Source organism: Streptomyces sp. NPDC051987 (genome assembly GCF_040680735.1).
In the GTDB taxonomy this organism is placed as follows: domain Bacteria; phylum Actinomycetota; class Actinomycetes; order Streptomycetales; family Streptomycetaceae; genus Streptomyces.
This window is the reverse complement of the sequence record NZ_JBFAXI010000130.1, coordinates 1-19,408: the sequence shown is the minus strand read 5'-3', so window position 1 is coordinate 19,408 and position 19,408 is coordinate 1. Positions and strand designations below refer to the sequence as shown.

The 19,408-nt window shown below is 71.7% G+C and carries 14 protein-coding genes and 2 pseudogenes; 11 read left to right on the top strand and 5 right to left on the bottom strand.

Annotated elements, in window-relative coordinates; genetic code table 11:
• The first annotated feature begins 472 nt into the window (after positions 1 to 472).
• The 4 genes from pcaC to AB0M11_RS38190 all read left to right on the top strand — a co-directional run bounded on the left by pcaC (position 473) and on the right by AB0M11_RS38190 (position 3,950).
• Positions 473 to 1,792, top strand: a complete 1,320-nt coding sequence (gene pcaC, locus AB0M11_RS38205) for a 4-carboxymuconolactone decarboxylase (protein WP_365712994.1) — start codon at positions 473 to 475, stop codon at positions 1,790 to 1,792.
• 91 nt (positions 1,793 to 1,883) lie between these two features.
• Positions 1,884 to 2,519 (top strand): MBL fold metallo-hydrolase, encoded by a 636-nt coding sequence (locus AB0M11_RS38200; RefSeq protein ID WP_365712991.1) that lies wholly within the window; start codon positions 1,884 to 1,886, stop codon positions 2,517 to 2,519.
• 227 nt (positions 2,520 to 2,746) lie between these two features.
• The gene (locus AB0M11_RS38195; RefSeq protein WP_365712989.1) at positions 2,747 to 3,526 is read left to right on the top strand and encodes an exodeoxyribonuclease III; all 780 of its coding nucleotides are present in this window, start codon (positions 2,747 to 2,749) and stop codon (positions 3,524 to 3,526) included.
• A 16-nt stretch (positions 3,527 to 3,542) separates the two neighbouring features.
• Positions 3,543 to 3,950, top strand: coding sequence for a DUF6278 family protein (locus AB0M11_RS38190; protein WP_365712986.1), 408 nt, complete (start codon positions 3,543 to 3,545; stop codon positions 3,948 to 3,950).
• A gap of 284 nt (positions 3,951 to 4,234) precedes the next feature.
• On the opposite strand, the gene AB0M11_RS38185 is transcribed toward AB0M11_RS38190, so the two are convergent.
• The gene (locus tag AB0M11_RS38185) at positions 4,235 to 5,833 is read right to left on the bottom strand and encodes a CocE/NonD family hydrolase (RefSeq protein WP_365712983.1); all 1,599 of its coding nucleotides are present in this window, start codon (positions 5,831 to 5,833) and stop codon (positions 4,235 to 4,237) included.
• A 116-nt stretch (positions 5,834 to 5,949) separates the two neighbouring features.
• A pseudogene (locus tag AB0M11_RS38180) lies at positions 5,950 to 6,384 on the bottom strand (hypothetical protein); the annotation flags it as partial.
• A gap of 301 nt (positions 6,385 to 6,685) precedes the next feature.
• On the opposite strand from AB0M11_RS38180, the gene AB0M11_RS38175 reads away from it, so the two are divergent.
• Together AB0M11_RS38175 and AB0M11_RS38170 are read left to right on the top strand one after the other, a co-directional pair.
• Positions 6,686 to 6,853: a hypothetical protein gene (locus tag AB0M11_RS38175; RefSeq protein ID WP_365712981.1), complete on the top strand. Its 168-nt coding sequence runs from the start codon at positions 6,686 to 6,688 to the stop codon at positions 6,851 to 6,853.
• An 85-nt stretch (positions 6,854 to 6,938) separates the two neighbouring features.
• Positions 6,939 to 8,987 carry a recombinase family protein gene (locus tag AB0M11_RS38170; protein WP_365712977.1) on the top strand — a complete coding sequence of 683 codons (2,049 nt, stop codon included), beginning with the start codon at positions 6,939 to 6,941 and terminating at the stop codon, positions 8,985 to 8,987.
• On the opposite strand, the pseudogene AB0M11_RS38165 reads toward AB0M11_RS38170, so the two are convergent.
• Positions 8,878 to 9,222 (bottom strand): annotated as a pseudogene (locus tag AB0M11_RS38165) (hypothetical protein); the annotation flags it as partial. The gene AB0M11_RS38170 and the pseudogene AB0M11_RS38165 overlap by 110 nt on opposite strands.
• Positions 9,223 to 9,365: 143 nt before the next feature.
• Here AB0M11_RS38165 and ggt point away from each other — a divergent pair.
• The gene (gene ggt / locus AB0M11_RS38160; protein ID WP_365712975.1) at positions 9,366 to 11,159 is read left to right on the top strand and encodes a gamma-glutamyltransferase; all 1,794 of its coding nucleotides are present in this window, start codon (positions 9,366 to 9,368) and stop codon (positions 11,157 to 11,159) included.
• A gap of 63 nt (positions 11,160 to 11,222) precedes the next feature.
• Here the strand turns inward: ggt and AB0M11_RS38155 are convergent, their stop codons facing one another.
• Together AB0M11_RS38155 and map are read right to left on the bottom strand one after the other, a co-directional pair.
• A complete protein-coding gene (locus tag AB0M11_RS38155) occupies positions 11,223 to 13,781 on the bottom strand; it encodes an ATP-dependent Clp protease ATP-binding subunit (RefSeq protein ID WP_365712973.1) in 2,559 nt (852 codons plus the stop codon).
• 511 nt (positions 13,782 to 14,292) lie between these two features.
• The gene (gene map / locus AB0M11_RS38150; protein ID WP_365712971.1) at positions 14,293 to 15,063 is read right to left on the bottom strand and encodes a type I methionyl aminopeptidase; all 771 of its coding nucleotides are present in this window, start codon (positions 15,061 to 15,063) and stop codon (positions 14,293 to 14,295) included.
• Positions 15,064 to 15,107: 44 nt separating this feature from the next.
• Here map and AB0M11_RS38145 point away from each other — a divergent pair, with 44 nt between their 5' ends.
• From AB0M11_RS38145 to AB0M11_RS38130, 4 genes are all read left to right on the top strand, one after another.
• The gene (locus AB0M11_RS38145) at positions 15,108 to 15,359 is read left to right on the top strand and encodes a helix-turn-helix transcriptional regulator (RefSeq protein WP_365712969.1); all 252 of its coding nucleotides are present in this window, start codon (positions 15,108 to 15,110) and stop codon (positions 15,357 to 15,359) included.
• Between the two features lie 126 nt (positions 15,360 to 15,485).
• Positions 15,486 to 17,108 carry a hypothetical protein gene (locus AB0M11_RS38140; protein ID WP_365712967.1) on the top strand — a complete coding sequence of 541 codons (1,623 nt, stop codon included), beginning with the start codon at positions 15,486 to 15,488 and terminating at the stop codon, positions 17,106 to 17,108.
• A 138-nt stretch (positions 17,109 to 17,246) separates the two neighbouring features.
• The gene (locus AB0M11_RS38135) at positions 17,247 to 18,089 is read left to right on the top strand and encodes a nitrilase-related carbon-nitrogen hydrolase (protein ID WP_365712965.1); all 843 of its coding nucleotides are present in this window, start codon (positions 17,247 to 17,249) and stop codon (positions 18,087 to 18,089) included.
• Entirely contained in the window at positions 18,086 to 19,369 is a 1,284-nt protein-coding gene (locus tag AB0M11_RS38130; RefSeq protein WP_365712963.1) for an aspartate aminotransferase family protein, read from the top strand. Before AB0M11_RS38135 ends, AB0M11_RS38130 begins: the two co-directional genes overlap by 4 nt.
• The last annotated feature ends 39 nt before the right edge of the window (positions 19,370 to 19,408 follow it).

Below are 19,408 nucleotides of genomic sequence, written 5' to 3'. Positions count from 1 at the left end.
CTCCAGTACCGCCCCGACGTCCTCGACGGCTGCCTCACCGGCACCGGCCTCCGACGCCAACCAGCATGACGACATTACGCATTCAAGGTCAGTAATTGGCCGCGCGATATGCGAGCCGTATGGCCTGCAGGAGGTGGGGGAGGTGGCCTTCTACCAAGTCTTCACCGTGTGTGGTGGTCAAGCTGTTGTTGGGTGGAATTCCGGAAAGTTTCCAGGTGGGTCATGCCGCGCCTCGTCCGTGCCACCACACTCGATGCTGCAACCCGAACCGCCTGTGAGGCCGTGATCAAAGAGGAAAGCGTTGCTCGTAGCGACTGGAGGAGCGCACGCGGCCGGAGAAGGTCCGCCGCCGAACGGCCGCGAGCACATGCCGGAGAACGAATACCTTGGGTGCTCGTGCCGGAGCGGGGCAAGGCACGCTCGGTTCTCCCCGGCGATGTGACATCTCGTGACAGATGAGAGGGTCTGACGGGTGAGCGAGACACCACCGAACACCCTGCAATACCGCTTTGACGGGCCGGAAGAGGCTCCCGTCCTGATCCTCGGTCCCTCACTGGGTACCACATGGCACATGTGGGACCGGCAGATACCGGAGCTCATCCAGCAGTGGCGGGTCTTCCGCTACGACCTGCCCGGACACGGTGGCGCCCCGGCGCACCCCACCGTTTCCGTGGCGGAGCTCACCGCCCGGCTGCTCACCACGCTCGACTCCTTCGGCGTGCAGCGCTTCGGCTACGCGGGCTGCGCGCTCGGCGGCGCCGTCGGCATCGAACTGGCGCTGCGGCACCCGGAGCGGATCGCCTCGCTGGCGCTGGTCGCCACCTCGCCCCGGTTCGGGACGGCGGACGAGTTCCGCCAGCGTGGCGTGATCGTACGGACCAACGGCCTCGACCCCATCGCCCGTACCTCGCCCGACCGCTGGTTCACCAGCGGGTTCGCCGCCGCCCAGCCCGCGATCACCGAGTGGGCCGTGCAGATGGTCCGCACCACCGACCCCGGCTGCTACATCGCCGCCTGCGAGGCCCTGGCCGGATTCGACGTGCGGCACGAACTCGCCCGGATCGGCGTCCCCACGCTCGTCCTGGTCGGCTCGGACGACCAGGTCACCGGCCCCGCCGAGGCCCGTACCCTGGTCGCCGGGATCCCGGACGCCCGCCTCGCGGTCGTACCCGGCGCCTCCCACCTGGTCCCGGTCGAGCAGCCCGCCGCCGTCACCGACCTGCTGGTCCGGCACTTCTCCACCGCCTGGCAGCCCGCCTACGACTCGACCACCGGTCAGATGGCCATCCCGTCCGCCCTCGCCAAGCCGGTCCCGGCCGCCCCGCCCCCGGCCGTGCCACGGGTCGCTCCCCAGGTCACGCCGATCGCCGAGATCGCCCCGGCGGTCGTGGCGCCGCAGCCGCTCGGCCGGCCCGACGCGTACGACGCGGGGCTGAAGGTCCGCCGGGAGGTGCTCGGCGACGCGCACGTGGACCGGGAGCTGGCGCGGGCCGACGAGTTCTCCGGCGACTTCCAGGAGTTCGTCACCCGTTACGCGTGGGGCGAGGTCTGGGACCGGCCCGGCCTCGACCGGCGCTCGCGCAGCTGTGTCACGCTCACCGCGCTGGTCGCCGGCGGCCACCTGGAGGAGCTGGGCCTCCACGTGCGGGCGGCCCTGCGCAACGGCCTCACCCCGGTCGAGATCAAGGAGGTACTGCTCCAGGCGGCGGTGTACTGCGGGGTGCCGGCCGCGAACAGCGCGTTCCGGGTCGCCCAGCAGGTCATCCGCGAGGAGACCACTCCGGAGGGCTGAGAGGAGACCGGTCCAGGGGGCTGAGGGTCGGTCCGCAGGGCCGGGGGAGTCCAGGGGACCCGACGAGCGGCTCGGGGGCAGGATGGTGACCATGAAGCTCACCAAGAAGTCCCACGCGTGCGTGCGTCTGGAGAAGGACGGGCGGGTGCTCGTCCTCGACCCCGGAGGGTTCAGCGAGCCGGACGCCGCGGTCGGCGCCGAGGCGATCCTGATCACCCACGAGCACGGCGACCACTTCGACGAGAACCGGCTGCGGGCCGCGCTGGCGGCCGACCCGGCCGCCGAGATCTGGACGCTGAAATCCGTCGCCGACCAGCTCACGGCGGCCTTCCCGGGCCGGGTGCACACTGTCGGCCACGGCGACACCTTCACCGCCGCCGGCTTCGACGTGCAGGTGCACGGCGAACTGCACGCGGTGATCCACCCGGACATCCCGCGCATCACCAACGTCGGCTACCTGATCGACGGCGGCAGGGTCTTCCATCCCGGCGACGCCCTCACCGTCCCCGACCACCCGGTCGAGACGCTGATGCTCCCCGTGATGGCGCCCTGGAACAAGATCTCCGAGGTCATCGACTACGTCCGCGAGGTGAAGCCGCAGCGCGCCTACGACATCCACGACGCCCTCCTCACCGACCTGGCCCGGCCGATCTACGACAACCAGATCGGCGCCCTGGGCGGCACGGACCACCAGCGACTGGCACCGGGGGACTGGGCCGACGTCTGAGGCCGACCGGCGGCGGCCGTGCCGCGGGACCGGCGGCGGCCGTGCCGCGGCGGAGACCGGGCCACGGCTGAGACCGGGCCACGGCTGAGACCGGCCAAGGCTGGACCGGCCACGGCGGAGACCGGGCGCGGCGGAGACCAGGCCCGGCTGAGGCCGGACCCCGGTGTCCGGCGGCCGGGGGCCCACGGCCGAGGCCGTTGTCGGAGGGGCCCGGTAGGTTGTGGAGCATGCGCATCGCGACCTGGAACGTGAACTCGATCACCGCCCGCCTGCCGAGGCTCCTCGCCTGGCTGGAGAGCAGCGGCACCGACGTGCTCTGCCTCCAGGAGGCCAAGGTCGCCGAGGAGCAGTTCCCCTTCGGGCAGCTGCGCGAGCTGGGCTACGAGGCGGCGGTCCACGCGACCGGCCGGTGGAACGGCGTGGCGGTGCTCTCCAAGGTCGGTCTGGAGGACGTGGTCAAGGGCCTGCCCGGCGATCCCGGCTACGACGGCGGTGCGGAGCCCCGCGCGATCTCGGCGACCTGCGGTCCGGTCCGGGTCTGGTCGGTGTACGTGCCCAACGGCCGGGAGGTCGCGCACCCGCACTACGCCTACAAGCTCCAGTGGTTCGAGGCGCTGAGGGCGGCCGTCGCCGGGGACGCGGGCGGCAGCCGGCCCTTCGCGGTCCTCGGCGACTACAACGTGGCGCCCACGGACGACGACGTGTACGACGTGGCCGCCTTCGAGGGTCTCACCCATGTCACGCCCGCCGAACGCGCCGCCCTCGCCGCCCTGCGAGAGACCGGTCTGAGCGATGTCGTGCCGCGCCCGCTCAAGTACGATCACCCGTTCACTTACTGGGACTACCGCCAGCTCTGCTTCCCGAAGAACCGCGGCATGCGCATCGACCTGGTGTACGGCAACGAACCCTTTGCCAAGGCCGTGAAGGACGCCTACGTCGACCGCGAGGAGCGCAAGGGCAAGGGCGCGTCCGATCACGCGCCGGTGGTGGTGGACCTGGAGGTGTGAGTGTCAACCTGGGACCATGAACATCCCCTTCCTGGGTAACAGGCACGGCGAGCCGGGCGACGCCCCCCACACCGCCGACCCCGATCTGCTCGCCGAGTGCGAGTTCCTACGTGCCCAGGCGGCCGAGGAGGGTGTCGCGCTCGACGACACCCCGGCCTCGCTGGAGGCCCTCGACCAGTTGCTCCCGCGCTGGCGGGACGACGAGGAGACCATGACCTGGCTCGGCACCGACGCCGGCCTGTATCTGGGCACGGTCCTGACCCGGACCGTGTCCGGCGCCGAGTGGGAGATCAGGGCGGACGGGGAGCCGGTCGTACGGCTCGCGTCCGGGCGGGAGTTCGAGGTCGTCGAGTCCGGCCATGACTGGGCCGCGAGCGGGGCCCCCGAACTCTCGCAGCTCTACGCCGAGGTCGCCGAGGCCTGAGCGGCGCTCGCGTGCATCCCTGAGCGGGACTCGCGTGCATCCCTGAGCGGGACTCGCGTGCATCCCTGAGCCGCGCGCCGCAGAGCGGCCCACCCGCACCTCCCGCTCCGGACTGCCTCTGCGCCGTGCGGTGTTCGCGAAGTTCCTCCGCACCGGGAAACCGCTGGCGCCGAACCTCGACTACGATTTGCCCTTCATCCCTGTGGTGGCCCCGGCCGACCCAGGGACGCTGCGGCCGTAGGGGCAGCAGCCAAGGGCCAGGCCCGGCCGGCGGCAGCCGGAGATCACTGCTCGCGCAGCGGAACGGACACGTACGACGGGTCGTCCACCGGCGAGGAGAAGGTCAGCTGCGCGCCGGACGGGTTGTGCTCGGTGTAGAGCGGGTCCACCGTGTCGATCACCAGTGCGAGCCGGTGCCCGGCGGGCACGTCGTAGGCCGTGGAGAACAGGTCCAGGTCCACGTCGAACGCCGCGCCGGGCGTCCGGCCGTGCCAGGTGTACGGCGCGTGGCTGACCAGCTTGCCGATGCCGAGCGGCCCCACGTCGTAGAGGTAGGCGACGAGGGTGCCGCTCTCCGCGGTCGGTGTGAGGGTGGTGTGCAAGCCGGCCGTGCCCCGCACCTGTTGGGCGCTGCCGTACCGCTCCGACTGCCAGACGGCGGCCCAGCGGCGGGGCAGCAGCGGGATCGAGGCGACCGGCGGCAGCTGGGCCACCTGGTCGAGCAGGCCGGAGAGGAGGACGACCCCGCCGTCCGCGCCGGAGTCGACGTTGGCGTGGATGGTGGTCGAGCCGGCCAGGGCGAGCTTCTTCCGGGTGGCGCCCACCGACTTCCAGTCCGGGTAGCCCTCGTAGTCGCCGCTGGTACGGGACTTGAGTTCCACCGGTTGCTCGCGGTCGATCCCGTTGCCCGTGCCCTTGAGATAGTGGTCGAACCAGCGTTCGGTGTCGCTCCACACGTCGTTGGGCAGCCCCAGCAGACCGGACAGCTCGGCCGTGGCGTGGTCGCCGGGGCGCAGCTCCAGGCGCTTCGGGACGGTCAGCCTGCCGTAGAAGTCGGCGTACTGGTTGGCCGGGAAGATGGAGTCGCTCCACGCGTTGGCCAGGAAGACGGCCGCGCCGTTCTTGTTGAGCTGGTCGACATAGGTCGCGGGGGAACGTTTCTCTCCCCAGGCGATCATGTCCTGCTCCTTGGTCAGGTTCGACGCGTACAGGTCGTCGAAGACCTGGCGTACCTCGGGACTCTCGCGCCCGGTGAGGGTCGCCGTGCCGTCCAGCAGGGCGGCCGCCTGCACATGCTGGGTGCGGCCCGAGTAGATCGAGGCGATCAGATCCGCCCAGCCGCTGAGCGCGCCGACCGCCTTGATCCGCTTGTCGTGCGCGGCGGCCAGCAGGCTGATCCCGGCGCCGTACGACACCCCCGCAATGCCGATGTGCTGCGGATCGGCGGTGGTGTTGGCCAGCGCCCAGTCGATCACTTTGGAGGCGTCCGCGACGTCCTGCGGGCCGGCCACGTCCACCTGGCCGCCCGACTGGAAGAACCCGCGCACGTTGTAACTGACCACGATGTAGCCGGAGTCCGCGAGCTTCTGGGCCTGGGCCAGATACTCGACCTGGGGCAGCGACCAGCTCGTGGGCAGCACGACGAGCGGATAGCGCCGCGCGGCGTCGGCGTCCGAGGGTGTGACGACGTTCGCCTTCAGGACCGTGCCGCCGTCACCGGTGATGTCGACGAAGCGCACGGAGGCGGCGGCCTGGGCGGCCGGGGCCAGCCCGAACAGGGTGCCGGCGATCAGGGCCGCCGAGACGGCTCCCGCGGCGGTCGCGCGCACGGCGGTCACGCGGCGGGCGGGGCGGCGGCTCGTGGTGGCGCGACCAGGTCCCATGGGTCACTCCTCGCTCGTGTCAGTGCAAAGTGACCCGACGGTAACCGCGGCCGCTTACCGCAAGTAACCCGTCGGTAAGTTACGTGCGGGTAACGATTGTTGAATGGTGCAGGCAGTCAGGAGGCGCGGGGCGCGGCGCGGGGCGTCTCGGTCGCGTCGGGCGGCAGCGGCGCCTGGGCGGCGCGGGTGACGTCCGCGACGAGTTCGACCACGTCAGGGCCGTACGCCTGCGAGTTGACCACCTTGAGGAGCAGCACGAAGGAGTGGTTGCCGTGCTTGCGGGCCAGCCGCTGGTGGTTGCGGGCGAGGTAGCGGGTGGCCGCCTGGTTGGTGATCGCACGCTGCCCGCAGAAGAGGAACACCGGTCGGGCGTCCGGACGTTGACCGGCGGTGAGGCGGGCCAGCAGCACGTACTCGGTGATGCCCGGGTCCATGCGGTAGCGCTCGGCTCCGATCTGGAAGGCGCCGCGGTCCGGGCCCGGTTCCGGGTCGATGTTGACGCGGACCCCGGGCAGCATCGCGGACATGTGAGCGAGCATGCGGCGATTCGAGCGAGTTCGACGGCACCCTCTTTGAACTCACTTTCATCACAGCCGCCTGACCTGCACAAACCCAAGGCCCCTGCTTCGGCGGGGGCCTTCGTCATGGAGGAGCTATGGCCGAACCGGACTGGAAACAGGAACTGCGCGAACACGCCTCCCCGCAGCAGATGGTGGGGAGCCTATGAATCTGCTGGTACCACCGCCGCCTCACATTGCCGAGGCGGTGAAGCGCTGGGCTCCGGGCCTGTGGGCCCAGGAGCACGACAGCTGATCACACCCCGCCCTTGTGGGGCGGGAAGGAGGACCCGCCATGCAGGACGGGAACGCACTGCCGGCCGAAGAGGCCGGCGAGTGGCTGCGCAGCAACCTGAAGGACGCCCCCGAGCCGAAGGTGAGCATCACCTTCACGGGTGAGCCGGTGGACGCGACCGCGTACCGGCGCATTCTGGAAATCCTGTTCCGGCCGCGGGCCGACTGACCAGCGGCATAAGATCTACGCCACATGAGTGACCCCGGCGGTGCTGTGAACACCCCGGGGTCCGGCCAGTCGCGAAGGGACTGACGTGAGCAAGACTCTCACGAGTGCCGTGGAAACGGCACTTCGGGCGGTCAACCCAGCCCAAATCCGGGCCGTGGCGTATCTGCGCGTGTCGACAGAGGAACAGGCCGAGGGGTACGGCATCGCCTACACCGAGAAGAAGGTGTTGCGCTACTTCGAGAAGAAGGGGTACGCGCACGTCGGCACGTACGCCGACGAAGGCTTCAGCGGAAGCCTGGAAGCACACGAGCGCCCCGACCTTCGCCGCCTGATGGCGGACGCCCGGAAGGAACCCCGCCCCTTCGATCTCGTGGGGGTGAACGAGGGACGCGCCATCGGGCGCACCGGCCGGGCCTTTTGGAAGTGGGTCTGGGAGCTGGAGGACTTGGGCGTCTTCGTGGCCGTGGCCAAGAAGGGCTACGACAACTCGACCTCTACTGGCCGTTCGCAGATGCGCAAGGACGCCGACTATGCCGAGGAAGAGCGCGAGCTGATCCGCGAGCGCACGCAGGGCGGTATCCAGGAGAAGGCCGAGGACGGCCTGTATCCCGGCGGGATGGTCCCCTTCGGCTGGAGAGTGGCCGAACAGGGAAAGAAGGGCGTCTCTCACTACGCCCTCCATGAGGAAGAGGCCGCGACCCTTCGCAGGGCGCGAGAGCTGTTCCTGGAGAACCGCAGCTGGACCGAGACCGCATTGGCGCTCAACAGCGAGAAGCGTTACACCCGTTCCGGCGAACCGTGGAAGACCGCCAACCTCCGCCACCGCCTCCAAGGTGACGCGGTCCTGAAGAACCGCGTGATCTGGCGGGGGGACAAGGCTCAGCGGGACCAGAACGGCGCACTCATCTACGGGGAGAGCGTGGTCATCAACCTGCCGCCGCTCTTCACCGAAGAGGAGATCGAGGAGTTCAAGGAGGTCATGGCCCAACGCCAGGCGCCCCCACGGGGCAACTCCCGCGTGTACCTCCTCACAGGCCGTATGACCAGCCCCTGCGGGCAGACGTACGAAGGCCACCAGCACCGCCCCTACGAGGTCGTCTACCGGTGCAAGGGGCGCCACGAGTCCTACGCCGGCGCCAAGGACCGCTGCACCTGTCCCGCCCTGGAGGCGACGGGTATCGAGCGCCAGGTGTGGGGCGATGTGGTGGCGATCCTCAGCGATCCGGAGCGCATGAAGGCCATGGCCCAGGACTGGGTGGAGGCCACCGTGGACAGGCGGGTGGATCACACCAAGCGCATCGCCGAACTGGACCAGCAGATCGCCGAACTTGAGGACGCCATTGACGTCACGGCCGCCACCACGGCCCGCAGCGCCATCAGGCGCGGGAAGTCCAAGGAGGAGGCCCGGGAGGCGGCGGAGAGGGCCGTCAGGCCCTTGGAGGAGGATCTGGAGGGCCTGGGCAAGCTCCGGCGGGAGGCGGAAGCGTGGCAGCGGGAAGCGGCGGAGACGAACCGGTGGCTTCGAGGGCTGGAGCGCCTGGCCGAAGTGGCCCGGCGCAACCTCAGGGACGTCGAGCCGCACGAGAAGGCGGAACTGCTGAACCTGATGGGCTTGCACGCGGAGGTCATCAGGTGCGCCCCCCGGCGCAAGGGCGTCCCGTGCGCGATCCGGGAATGGTTCGTCCAGGCGGGCCGCGGCGTCCCCGTCCTCACGGACGAGGGATGGGAGCGGATCAAGCCCCTGATGGGCGGCTCCCGATCGGTGATCCCCCGCCGTCTCGTGGTGGAGGTGCTGCTGGAGAAGGCCGTCTCAGGCGCCCGCTTCAAGGAGCTGGCGCTGAAGTACGGCATCGACTGGAAGGCCTTGCAGACGCAGGCGAACCGCTGGCTGGCCAGCGGGACCTGGACCGAGGCCATGGCCCTGCTGGTGGATGCGCAGACACTGCCGGCGTGGCGGCCCGACCCGGTGGAGATCAAGGTCAGCTTGAAGCCCTTGGCCATTGAGTCCAAACTGGGCGCCGGTGAACGAGACGATTCGACCCGGGACCTCCGACGCAGAACTCGGTGCGCTCGCCGAAGCCCTGCTGGACGTTGTCCTGGGTCACCATCCGGAGGTTCGCGCCGCAGTCCTTGATGAGCGCCGCCAGCTCCAGCAGCGCGAACACGTCGAAACGGTGGACCGCGGGCTCGGACGTGGCCGGATCGCGGTTGACGACGAGCAGCGACTCCGAGTTCTCCGGCAGCCCGAAGAAGGCCTGCTTGCGTCGCAGGCTCCGGCGCCACAGCGAGGTACGGGCCAGCCAGCCGAGCGCCGCGCTGATGCCGGCCGCCACGACGCCGAGGATAATGTTGCGCAGGTCGTCACTCATGGGCGCGCATGCTAGCGGGCACAGGTGGCTGGAACGTACCGGTGTTCGAAGTGTGGCGGTCGTATGACAGTGCCCTGAATGTGGCTGTCGGGGCCGCGGCGCCGCCGGTACGCTGCGCGGACGTTCCGGAACTGGAGGTGCGGATGCGTCGCCCTGTCGCGCGGAAACTGACGGTCCTGGCGGTCTCGGCCGCCGTGATGTCGGTGGGGGCGGCGGCACCTCCCGGCCCCGGCGCCGCGACCCCCGCGAAAACCCCGGTGGCCGTCGGCTACGGCGGTGCGGTCGCCAGCGTCGACGCGGACGCCACCGCCGCCGGCATCGAGGTGCTCCGCAAGGGCGGCAACGCGGTCGACGCGGCCGTCGCGACCGCCGCCGCGCTCGGCGTCACCGAGCCCTACTCCTCCGGCATCGGAGGCGGCGGCTACTTCGTCTACTACGACGCCAAGTCCCGTACGGTGCACACCATCGACGGCCGCGAGACCGCGCCGCTGACGGCCGACTCCAACCTGTTCACGGAGAACGGCAAGCCGCTCGCCTTCGCCGACGCCGTGAGCAGCGGACTGAGCGTCGGCACACCGGGGACGCCGGCCACCTGGCAGACGGCGCTCGGCCGGTGGGGGACGGAGCGGCTCGGCTCGGTGCTGAAACCGGCCGAACGGATCGCCCGCAAGGGCTTCGTCGTCGACGACACCTTCCGGTCGCAGACCGCCGCCAACGAGACCCGGTTCCGCTACTTCCCCGACACGGCGAAGCTGTTCCTGCCGGGCGGCCAACTGCCGGTGGTGGGCTCCACCTTCAAGAACCCCGAACTCGCCCGTACCTACCGGGAACTGGGGAAGAAGGGGGTGGCCGCCGTCTACCGGGGCGACCTCGGCAGGGACATCGTGTCGACGGTCAACCACCCGCCGGTGGACCCGGGTTCGGGGTGGAAGGCGCGGGCGGGCAAGCTGTCCGCGCAGGATCTGGCCGCCTACCGCGCCAAGCTGCAGGCGCCGACCGAGACCGGGTACCGCGGCCTGAAGGTGTACTCGATCGCGCCGTCCTCGTCGGGTGGCACGACGGTCGGTGAGGCGCTCAACATCCTGGAGAACACCGACCTCGCCAAGGCCGGCGAGGTGCAGTACCTGCACCACTTCATCGAGGCGAGCCGGATCTCCTTCGCGGACCGCGGACGCTGGGTCGGCGACCCCGCGTTCGAGGACGTGCCGACCAAGGGGCTGCTGTCCCAGCGGTACGCCGACGAGCGTGCCAAGCTGATCAGCGACGACGCGGTGCTGACCAGCCCGGTGGCGCCGGGAGACCCCAACGACCCCGGGTCGACCGGCACCGCGGCGCCGACCACGTACGAGGGGGAGAACACGACCCACCTCACGGTCGCCGACAAGTGGGGGAACGTCGTCTCCTACACGCTGACCATCGAGCAGACCGGCGGCAGCGCGATCACCGTTCCGGGGCGCGGGTTCCTGCTCAACAACGAGCTGACCGACTTCTCGTTCGTCCCGGCGAACCCCGCGGTGCACGACCCGAACCTGCCGGGGCCCGGGAAGCGGCCGCGGTCGTCCATCTCGCCGACGATCGTGCTGGACAGGACGAACCGGCCGGTGGTCGCGGTGGGCTCGCCCGGCGGCGCGACCATCATCACGACGGTGCTTCAGGTGCTGACCGAGTTCCTGGACCGGCATCTGCCGTTGGTGGACGCGATCGCGGCGCCCCGAGCGTCCCAGCGGAACGCGGCGAAGACGGAGTTGGAGCCCGCGCTGTACAACGACCCCGTGCTGCGGGGGAAGTTGGAGGCCATCGGGCACTCGTTCTCGTTGAATCCGGAGATCGGTGCGGCGACCGGGGTGCAGCGGTTGCCGGGTGGGAAATGGCTGGCGGCGGCTGAGACGGTGCGGCGGGGCGGGGGATCGGCCCAGGTGGTGGATCCGTCGTCCTAGACGCCGGGTGCGGGTGCGTGGGGACTGGTCGCGCAGTTCCCCGCGCCTCTTGGGGGGTGCGCCTCAGCCGGACGCGCTCGGAAGGTCCTGCTTGTCGAACACCAGACGCCCGTCCGCTGCGTCCACCCTCACCTGACTGCCCTCCGCGATCGTGCCGTCCAGCAGCAGCCGGGACAGCTGGTTGTCGACCTCCCGCTGGATGGTGCGGCGCAGTGGCCGGGCGCCGTACTCCGGCTGGTAGCCGTGCTCTGCCAGCCAGTTGACGGCCGCGTCCGTGAAGTGGGCCGTGATGCCCTGGGCCTGCAGCATGCGGCGGGTGTGTCCCAGGAGGAGCTCGGTGATCTCGCGCAGTTGTTCGCCCGTGAGCTGACGGAAGACGACCACCTCGTCGATGCGGTTCAGGAACTCCGGGCGGAAGTGGTCGCGGAGCGGGCGCAGGACCTGTTCGCGCCGGGCCTCCTCGGTCGCCTGCGCACCGCCGGGGCCGAAGCCGATGCCGGCGCCGCGCCGGGTGATCACGTCCGAGCCCAGGTTGCTGGTCATCACGATGACCGTGTTGGCGAAGTCCACCGTGCGGCCCTGGGAGTCGGTCAGGCGGCCGTCGTCCAGGACCTGCAGGAGGATGTTGAAGACGTCGGGGTGGGCCTTCTCCACCTCGTCCAGGAGGAGGAGCGAGTAGGGGTGGCGGCGCACCACCTCGGTGAGCTGGCCCGCCTCCTCGTGGCCGACGTAGCCGGGCGGGGCACCCACCAGGCGGGAGACGGTGTGGCGCTCCTGGTACTCGCTCATGTCCAGGCGGACCATCCGGTCCTCGCTGCCGAACAGGGCCTCGGCGAGCGCACGGGCCAGCTCGGTCTTGCCGACCCCGGTGGGGCCGAGGAAGAGGAAGCTGCCGATCGGGCGGTTCGGGCTCGCCAGTCCGGCGCGTGAGCGCATGACCGCCTCGGAGACGACGGCGACCGCCTCGTCCTGGCCGACGACCCGCTGGTGCAGATGCGCCTCCAGGCCGAGCAGCCGTTCCTTCTCCTCCTGGGTGAGGCTGCTGACCGGGATGCCGGTCTGCCGGGAGACCACCTCGGCCACGGCCTCGGCCGTCACCTCCAGGTTCAGCCCCTCGTCCGCCTCCTCCTCACCGGAGAGTTCCGTGATGCGGTTCTTCAACTCACAGATACGATCCCGTAGTTGGGTGGCGCGTTCGTACTGCTCGTCGGCTACCGCCTGGTCCTTGTCCCGGGTGAGCTGCTCGATCTCGCGCTCCATGACGCGCACGTCGCTGCCCTTGGTGCGGGCGCCCAGGCGGACCCGGGCGCCGGCCTGGTCGATCAGGTCGATCGCCTTGTCGGGCAGCCTGCGGTCGGTGAGGTAGCGGTCGGACAGCTCCACGGCGGCGACCAGGGCCTCGTCGGTGTAGCGGACCTGGTGGTGGGCCTCGTAGCGGTCGCGCAGGCCGCGCAGGATCTCGACGGCGTCCGGGACGGTCGGTTCGGGCACCAGGATCGGCTGGAAGCGGCGGGCCAGCGCCGCGTCCTTCTCGATCTTGCGGAACTCCTCAAGGGTGGTCGCGCCCACGATGTGCAGCTCGCCGCGGGCCAGCGCGGGCTTGAGGATGTTGCCCGCGTCCATCGCGCCGCCCTCGCCGCCGCCCCCGGCGCCCACCACCGTGTGCAGCTCGTCGATGAAGACGATCAACTGGTCGGAGTGCGAGCGGATCTCGCCCACGATGGTGGTCAGCCGCTCCTCGAAGTCGCCCCGGAAGCGGGTGCCGGCCACCACCCCGGGCAGGTCGAGGGCGACCACCCGGCGCCCGGCGAGCCCGTCCGGCACGTCCCCGTCGGCGATCCGCTGGGCCAGGCCCTCGACGATCGCCGTCTTGCCGACCCCGGCGTCGCCGATCAGCACCGGGTTGTTCTTGCCGCGCCGGGAGAGCACCTCGATGGTCTGCTCGATCTCGTCGTCCCGGCCGATGACCGGGTCGATCCGGCCCTGACCGGCCAGCTCGGTCAGATCCCGGCCGTACTTGTCGAGCGTCGGCGTGCCGCCCGCCCGGCGCCGGGTGTCCGGGCCGGTGAGCGCGCGGTCGGTCTCCGCGGCCTCCGGCGGCAGGCCGGCCGCGGCGAACCGGGCGGCGTTCAGGATGTGCCCGGCGGCCGAGTCCGGGTTGGCGGCGAGCGCGCCCAGCACATGCTCGGGACCGATGTACCCGGCCCCGCTGGCCCGCGCCAGGTCGTGCGCGTCCAGCAGGGCCCGCTTCACGGCGGGGGTGAGGGACAGCGAGGTCGGCGGGGGTGCCTCGCCGGGCGGGTGCTGGACCGGGCCGGCCCGGCCGTCGATCTCCGTCGCCAGCGAGTCGGGGTCGGCGCCGGACTTGCTCAGCAGGGAACGGGTGGGCTCGGCCGCGAGCGCAGCGCGCAGCAGATGCTCGGTGTCGAGGTCTCGGCTGCCGTGCTCGGCGGCGTACTGGGCGGCGCCCTTGACCAGTTCCCTGGCCGGCTGACTCAGCAGCCTGCCGATGTCGATCTGCCGAGGCCCCTGGCGGGCTCCGCCGCCCCCGAAGAAGCGTGCGAGGAACTCTCCGAAAGGATCCTGTCCGAAGTTGTCCGGTCCGGGGTAACCGCTGGTCATGAGCGTTCGTTCCGTTCCGGCGTCCCGGCGCCTGGCGGGACGCGCTCGCTGGTCGACGTGCCGGCCCACGCGGGTGCCCCTGCAGGGCCCGGTCACACCACCTTCGCACGCCCGCCGGAGGGGGGCACGTCCAGCCGTTCGGGTGGCGGTCCGGCGCCCGCCACCGCGGTGCGCGGGCCGCGGCCGGCCGGCCGCGGAGAGGGTTCGCCGACGGGACGCGGCACCGGCCGGTCCCGGAATCCGCCGGTGCGCGGCGCGCACCGCGTCACGTGATCGGCGGCGCCCCGGTGAGCGGCCAGAGCCGCCGTCGCACCGCCGCTGGCTCGCCGTCGACCCGCGGCTGGCTCGCCGTCGACCCGCGGCTGGCTCGCCGTCGACCCGCGGCTTGCTCGCCGTCGACCCGCGGCTGGCTCGCCGTCGACCCGCGGCGGAGGCCGGGAGGGCAGGGGGCGGAGGGACAGAGGGGCGGAGGAGGCGGGCGGCGGGGCACCGGCGGCCGGCGGGCCGGTTCTCAGGTCCTGGCCGTCAGAATCCGCGGGCCCGACTCCGTGATCGCCACGGTGTGCTCCGCGTGAGCGGCCCGCGAGCCGTCGTTCGTGCGCAGGGTCCAGCCGTCCGCCGCCGCGTGGTAGCCGTCCCGGCCACCGCCGATCAGCATGGGCTCGATCGCGAGGACCATGCCGTGCCGCAGCGGCAGACCACGGCCGGGGCGGCCCTCGTTCGGCACCCCGGGGTCCTCGTGCATACGACGGCCGATGCCGTGGCCGCCGAAGTCCTGCGGGATGCCGTAGCCGGCGTCCCGGCAGACCCGGCCGACCGCGTGCGCGATGTCGCCGATGCGGTTGCCGACGACCGCCGCCGCGATGCCCGCCGCGAGCGCCCGCTCGGCCGTCTCGACCAGCCGCACGTCCGCCGGTCGCGGCCTGCCGACCGTGAAGCTGATCGCCGAGTCGCCCGCCCAGCCGTCCAGCACCGCGCCGCAGTCGATGGAGACCAGGTCGCCGTCGCGCAGCCGGTAGCCGGTCGGGATGCCGTGCACGATCGCGTCGTTCACGGACGCGCAGATGACGGCGGGGAACGGGGTGGGTGCGAACGAGGGCCGGTAGCCGAGGAAGGGGGAGGAGGCCCCGGCCTCGCGCAGCACCCCGCGCGCCACCTCGTCCAGTTCGAGCAGGGAGACGCCGATGTCCGCGGCCTCCCGTACCGCCGTCAGGGCCCGCCCGACGACCTGCCCGGAGGCGTACATGGCGTCGATCGATGTGTCCGTCTTCAGTTCCACCATGCCAATTAATATACCGGTTTTCTCGACCGGGTTAGAATGACGGCATGGTGCGCACCCCTCTCACCCCGGAAGAGCGTGAACGCGGCGAGCGGCTCGGGCGGTTGCTGCGCGACGCGCGCGGCGGCCGGAGCATGACGGAGGTGGCGGCCGCGGCGGGCATCTCCGCCGAGACCCTCCGTAAGATCGAGACGGGGCGGGCACCGACCCCCGCCTTCTTCACCGTCGCCGCGCTGGCCCGCGCGCTCGGCCTGTCGATGGACGACCTGGTGGAGCGCTGCGCCCTGGTCGTGGCGTGACGCCTATCGGTCAAGATCAGGCAATGAGGGCTCCGCACTCCCGCCGAAAACTCCCCGTAGCAGCCCCGTAACACGACTGGTGTTGCCTACGGAGCCGGAGTGTTCCGGTCTGGCGGGAGTCGAGCGATGGCTGTGGATCAACTCCCGGGCCGGGTGCGGGAGTTCGCGAACTACCTGGACGGCCTGCTGGCGCGTCTCGACCAGGGCGGCGGCTGGTGCGCCGTCTTCTGGCAGCGCGACCCCGACGGTATGCAGGCCTGCCTCGCCGGTCGCGACGTGCCGCCCTGGGACGTCGTGGAGGCGCTGCTCCAGGACCTCGCGACCGGGTACGGCGCCGAGGCCGCCGCCCGCGAGGCCGAGCGGGCCCGTCGGCTGCACGCGGACGCGATCGCCGCGTACGACACGCGGCCGGGCGCCCGCGAGGACCTGGGCGACCGCCTCGACGTCAGCCTCCGCGCGCAGCGGTACGCCGCCGAACGGCTGGCCCAGCTCGACCGGGCCCTCGACGCCGCACACTCCCGTGAGCAGGCGGAAGCCCTGCACATCGACCTCGCCTGGGCCCGCGACGACCACGAACGGGCCACCGCCCGGTGCGCCGAACTGAGGGCCCGGATGGCGAACCTGCAGCGCCGGACCGAACTCGTCGCCCGCCTACGGGACCGAACCCCCGGCGCGCCCCTCCGACAGCCCCGAGCTCAGTCCCCATCACAGGCCCAGTCCCAGGCTCCGGCCCACGCGTCTGCCCCGTCCCCTGCACCTGCCTCGACCCACGCGGCGGACCCGGGCTCCGCACCTGCCTCGGCCTATGCGGCGGACCCGGCCCTCGCGCCTGCCTCGGCCCATGCGGCGGACCCGGCGCACGCATCCGCCCCCGCGCACGCATCCGCCTCGGCCCAAGCGACGGACCCGACCCCGGCCCCCGCCCCCGCGCCGGGCTCCGCCCCGGCTGCCGCCGCCGTCCAGGACTCCGCCGCCGCCTCGGCCCCGGCCGCCGTCCCGGAGCCCGCCGTGGCCCCGGCCAAACAGCGCAAGCGGCGGCGGGGCAGTGCCCGGTTCGCCGGGATGACCGAGGACGTGGCCGCGCCCGCCGTCGTACCGCCGGTGCCGGAGGCGTCCGTGCCCGTGGCCGCCACCGGCCGGCGTACCCCGCGCGGGGCCCGGTTCGCCGGGGCCGACGAGGCGCCGGTGCGGACGGAACCGGTGGCACCCCAGCCCGACGAGGAGGCGGGGCCGGCCGTGGCGGCGGCCGTGGAGCGGCTCGAAGGGCTGCGGGCGCAGGGCCGCACCGGCGAGGCGCACGCGCTGCTGGCCGAGGTCGCGCACTGGCCCGCCGCCCGGTTCCCGCTGCTCGCGGACGCCCTCCAGCGGTCCGGCCTCGGCGCCGACTGGGCCACGCTGCTGTGGGAGACGGCCTCGCTGCCGCCCGCCCGGCTCGTCGCGGCCGCCGACGCGCTGACCGCGGCGGGACGGACCGAGGACGGCCGGCAGATCCTGCGTCAGGGCGTCGCCCGCCCCGCCGCCGAGATCGGCGAGGCCGTCCTCGCCCTGGACGCGGAGGGCCGCCACCGCGAGGTCCGGGCCCTGCTGGACACCTACGTCCAGGTCCGCACCCCGGAGGAGGCGGCGCAGAGCGCGGAACCGGATCCGCGGCGCCTGGTGCCGCTGCTCCTCGGCTCCGCCCAGGCGGTGTCCGACCGGTGCCACTGGGATCTGCTGCACGCGCTGCGGGTGGCGGGCCTCGCGTCCTGACCGGCGCCCCCGAGCGGCCCCCGCATCCGCCAGCCAGGTAAGAAACGGGATCGACTCCGCGGCTTAACGACGATGGTCTTGGCAAGGACTCCAAGGACGCTTACTTTCGACCCTCTACGGGCGTAGAAGGAGCAGCTCATGGCCAACGTCGTACGCGCCGCTCTGGTCCAGGCCACCTGGACCGGCGACACCGAGTCCATGGTGGCGAAACACGAGGAGTACGCCCGCGAGGCGGCCCGCCAGGGTGCGAAGATCATCGGATTCCAGGAAGTCTTCAACGCCCCCTACTTCTGCCAGGTCCAGGAACCCGAGCACTACCGCTGGGCCGAGCCGGTCCCGGACGGCCCGACGGTCAGTCGTATGCGGGAACTCGCGCGTGAGACGGGCATGGTGATCGTCGTCCCGGTCTTCGAGGTGGAGCAGTCCGGCTTCTACTACAACACCGCCGCCGTGATCGACGCCGACGGCACCGTCCTCGGCAAGTACCGCAAGCACCACATCCCGCAGGTCAAGGGGTTCTGGGAGAAGTACTACTTCAAGCCCGGAAACCTGGGCTGGCCGGTCTTCGACACCGCCGTCGGCAAGGTCGGGGTGTACATCTGCTACGACCGCCACTTCCCGGAGGGCTGGCGGGAACTCGGCCTCAACGGCGCCCAGTTGGTGTACAACCCGTCAGCCACCCACCGCGGACTCTCGTCGCACCTCTGGCAGCTGGAGCAGCCGGCCGCCGCAGTGGCCAACGAGTACTTCGTCGCCGCCATCAACCGGGTGGGCCAGGAGGAGTACGGGGACAACGACTTCTACGGGACGAGCTACTTCGTCGATCCACGTGGGCAGTTCGTGGGAGAGGTGGCGAGCGACAAGGGCGAGGAACTCGTCGTCCGTGACCTCGACTTCGACCTGATCGAGGAAGTGCGGCAGCAGTGGGCCTTCTACCGCGACCGCCGCCCCGACGCCTACGAAGGGCTGGTACAGCCGTGAACGACCTCTTCGCCCGCCACCGCCAGGTCCTGCCCGACTGGCTGGCCCTGTACTACGACGAGCCGCTGGAGATCACGCACGGCGAGGGCCGGCACGTGTGGGACGCGGACGGCAACCGCTACCTCGACTTCTTCGGCGGCATCCTCACCACGATGACCGCGCACGCGCTGCCCGAGGTGACCAAGGCGGTCAGCGAGCAGGCCGGCCGGATCATCCACTCCTCCACGCTCTACCTCAACCGCCCCATGGTCGAACTCGCCGAGCGCATCGCCCAGTTGAGCGGCATCCCGGACGCCCGGGTCTTCTTCACCACCTCCGGCACCGAGGCCAACGACACCGCCCTGCTGCTCGCCACCACCTACCGCCGGACCAACACCGTCCTGGCGATGCGCAACAGCTACCACGGCCGGTCCTTCAGCTCGGTCGGCATCACCGGGAACAAGGGCTGGTCCCCGACCTCCCTCTCCCCGCTGCAGACGCTGTACGTCCACGGCGGCGTCCGCACCCGCGGCCCGTTCGCCGAGCTGAACGACCGTGACTTCATCGCGGCCTGCGTCGCCGACCTGCGCGACCTCCTCGGACACACCCGCGCGCCGGCCGCGCTGATCGCCGAGCCCATCCAGGGCGTCGGCGGCTTCACCTCCCCGCCCGACGGGCTCTACGCGGCCTTCCGCAAGGTCCTCCAGGAGCAGGGCATCCTCTGGATCGCCGACGAGGTGCAGACCGGCTGGGGCCGTACCGGCGAGCACTTCTGGGGCTGGCAGGCGCACGGCCAGAGCGGCCCGCCGGACATCCTCACCTTCGCCAAGGGCATCGGCAACGGCATGTCCATCGGCGGCGTGGTGGCCCGCTCCGAGATCATGAACTGTCTGGACTCCAACAGCATCTCCACCTTCGGCGGCACCCAGATCACCATGGCCGCGGGCCTCGCCAACCTCTCCTACCTCCTGGAACACGACCTCCAGGGCAACGCCCGCCGCGTCGGCGGCCTCCTCATCGAGCGCCTCCGCTCGGTCGCCGCGCAACTGCCCGGCGTACGGGAGGTACGGGGCCGCGGCCTGATGATCGGCGTCGAGCTGGTCAGGCCCGGCACCGACGAGGCCGACCCCGCGTCCGCCTCGGCGGTCCTGGAGGCGGCCAGGGAGGCCGGCCTCCTGATCGGCAAGGGCGGCGGCCACAACACGAGCGCCCTGCGCATCGCCCCGCCGCTGTCCCTGACGGTGGCGGAGGCGGAGGAGGGCGCGGCGATCCTCGAACAGGCGCTGAGGAGTGCCTACTAGGCGACCCGCCGTGTGTCGACCGCGGCGCCGTCGTGGCCG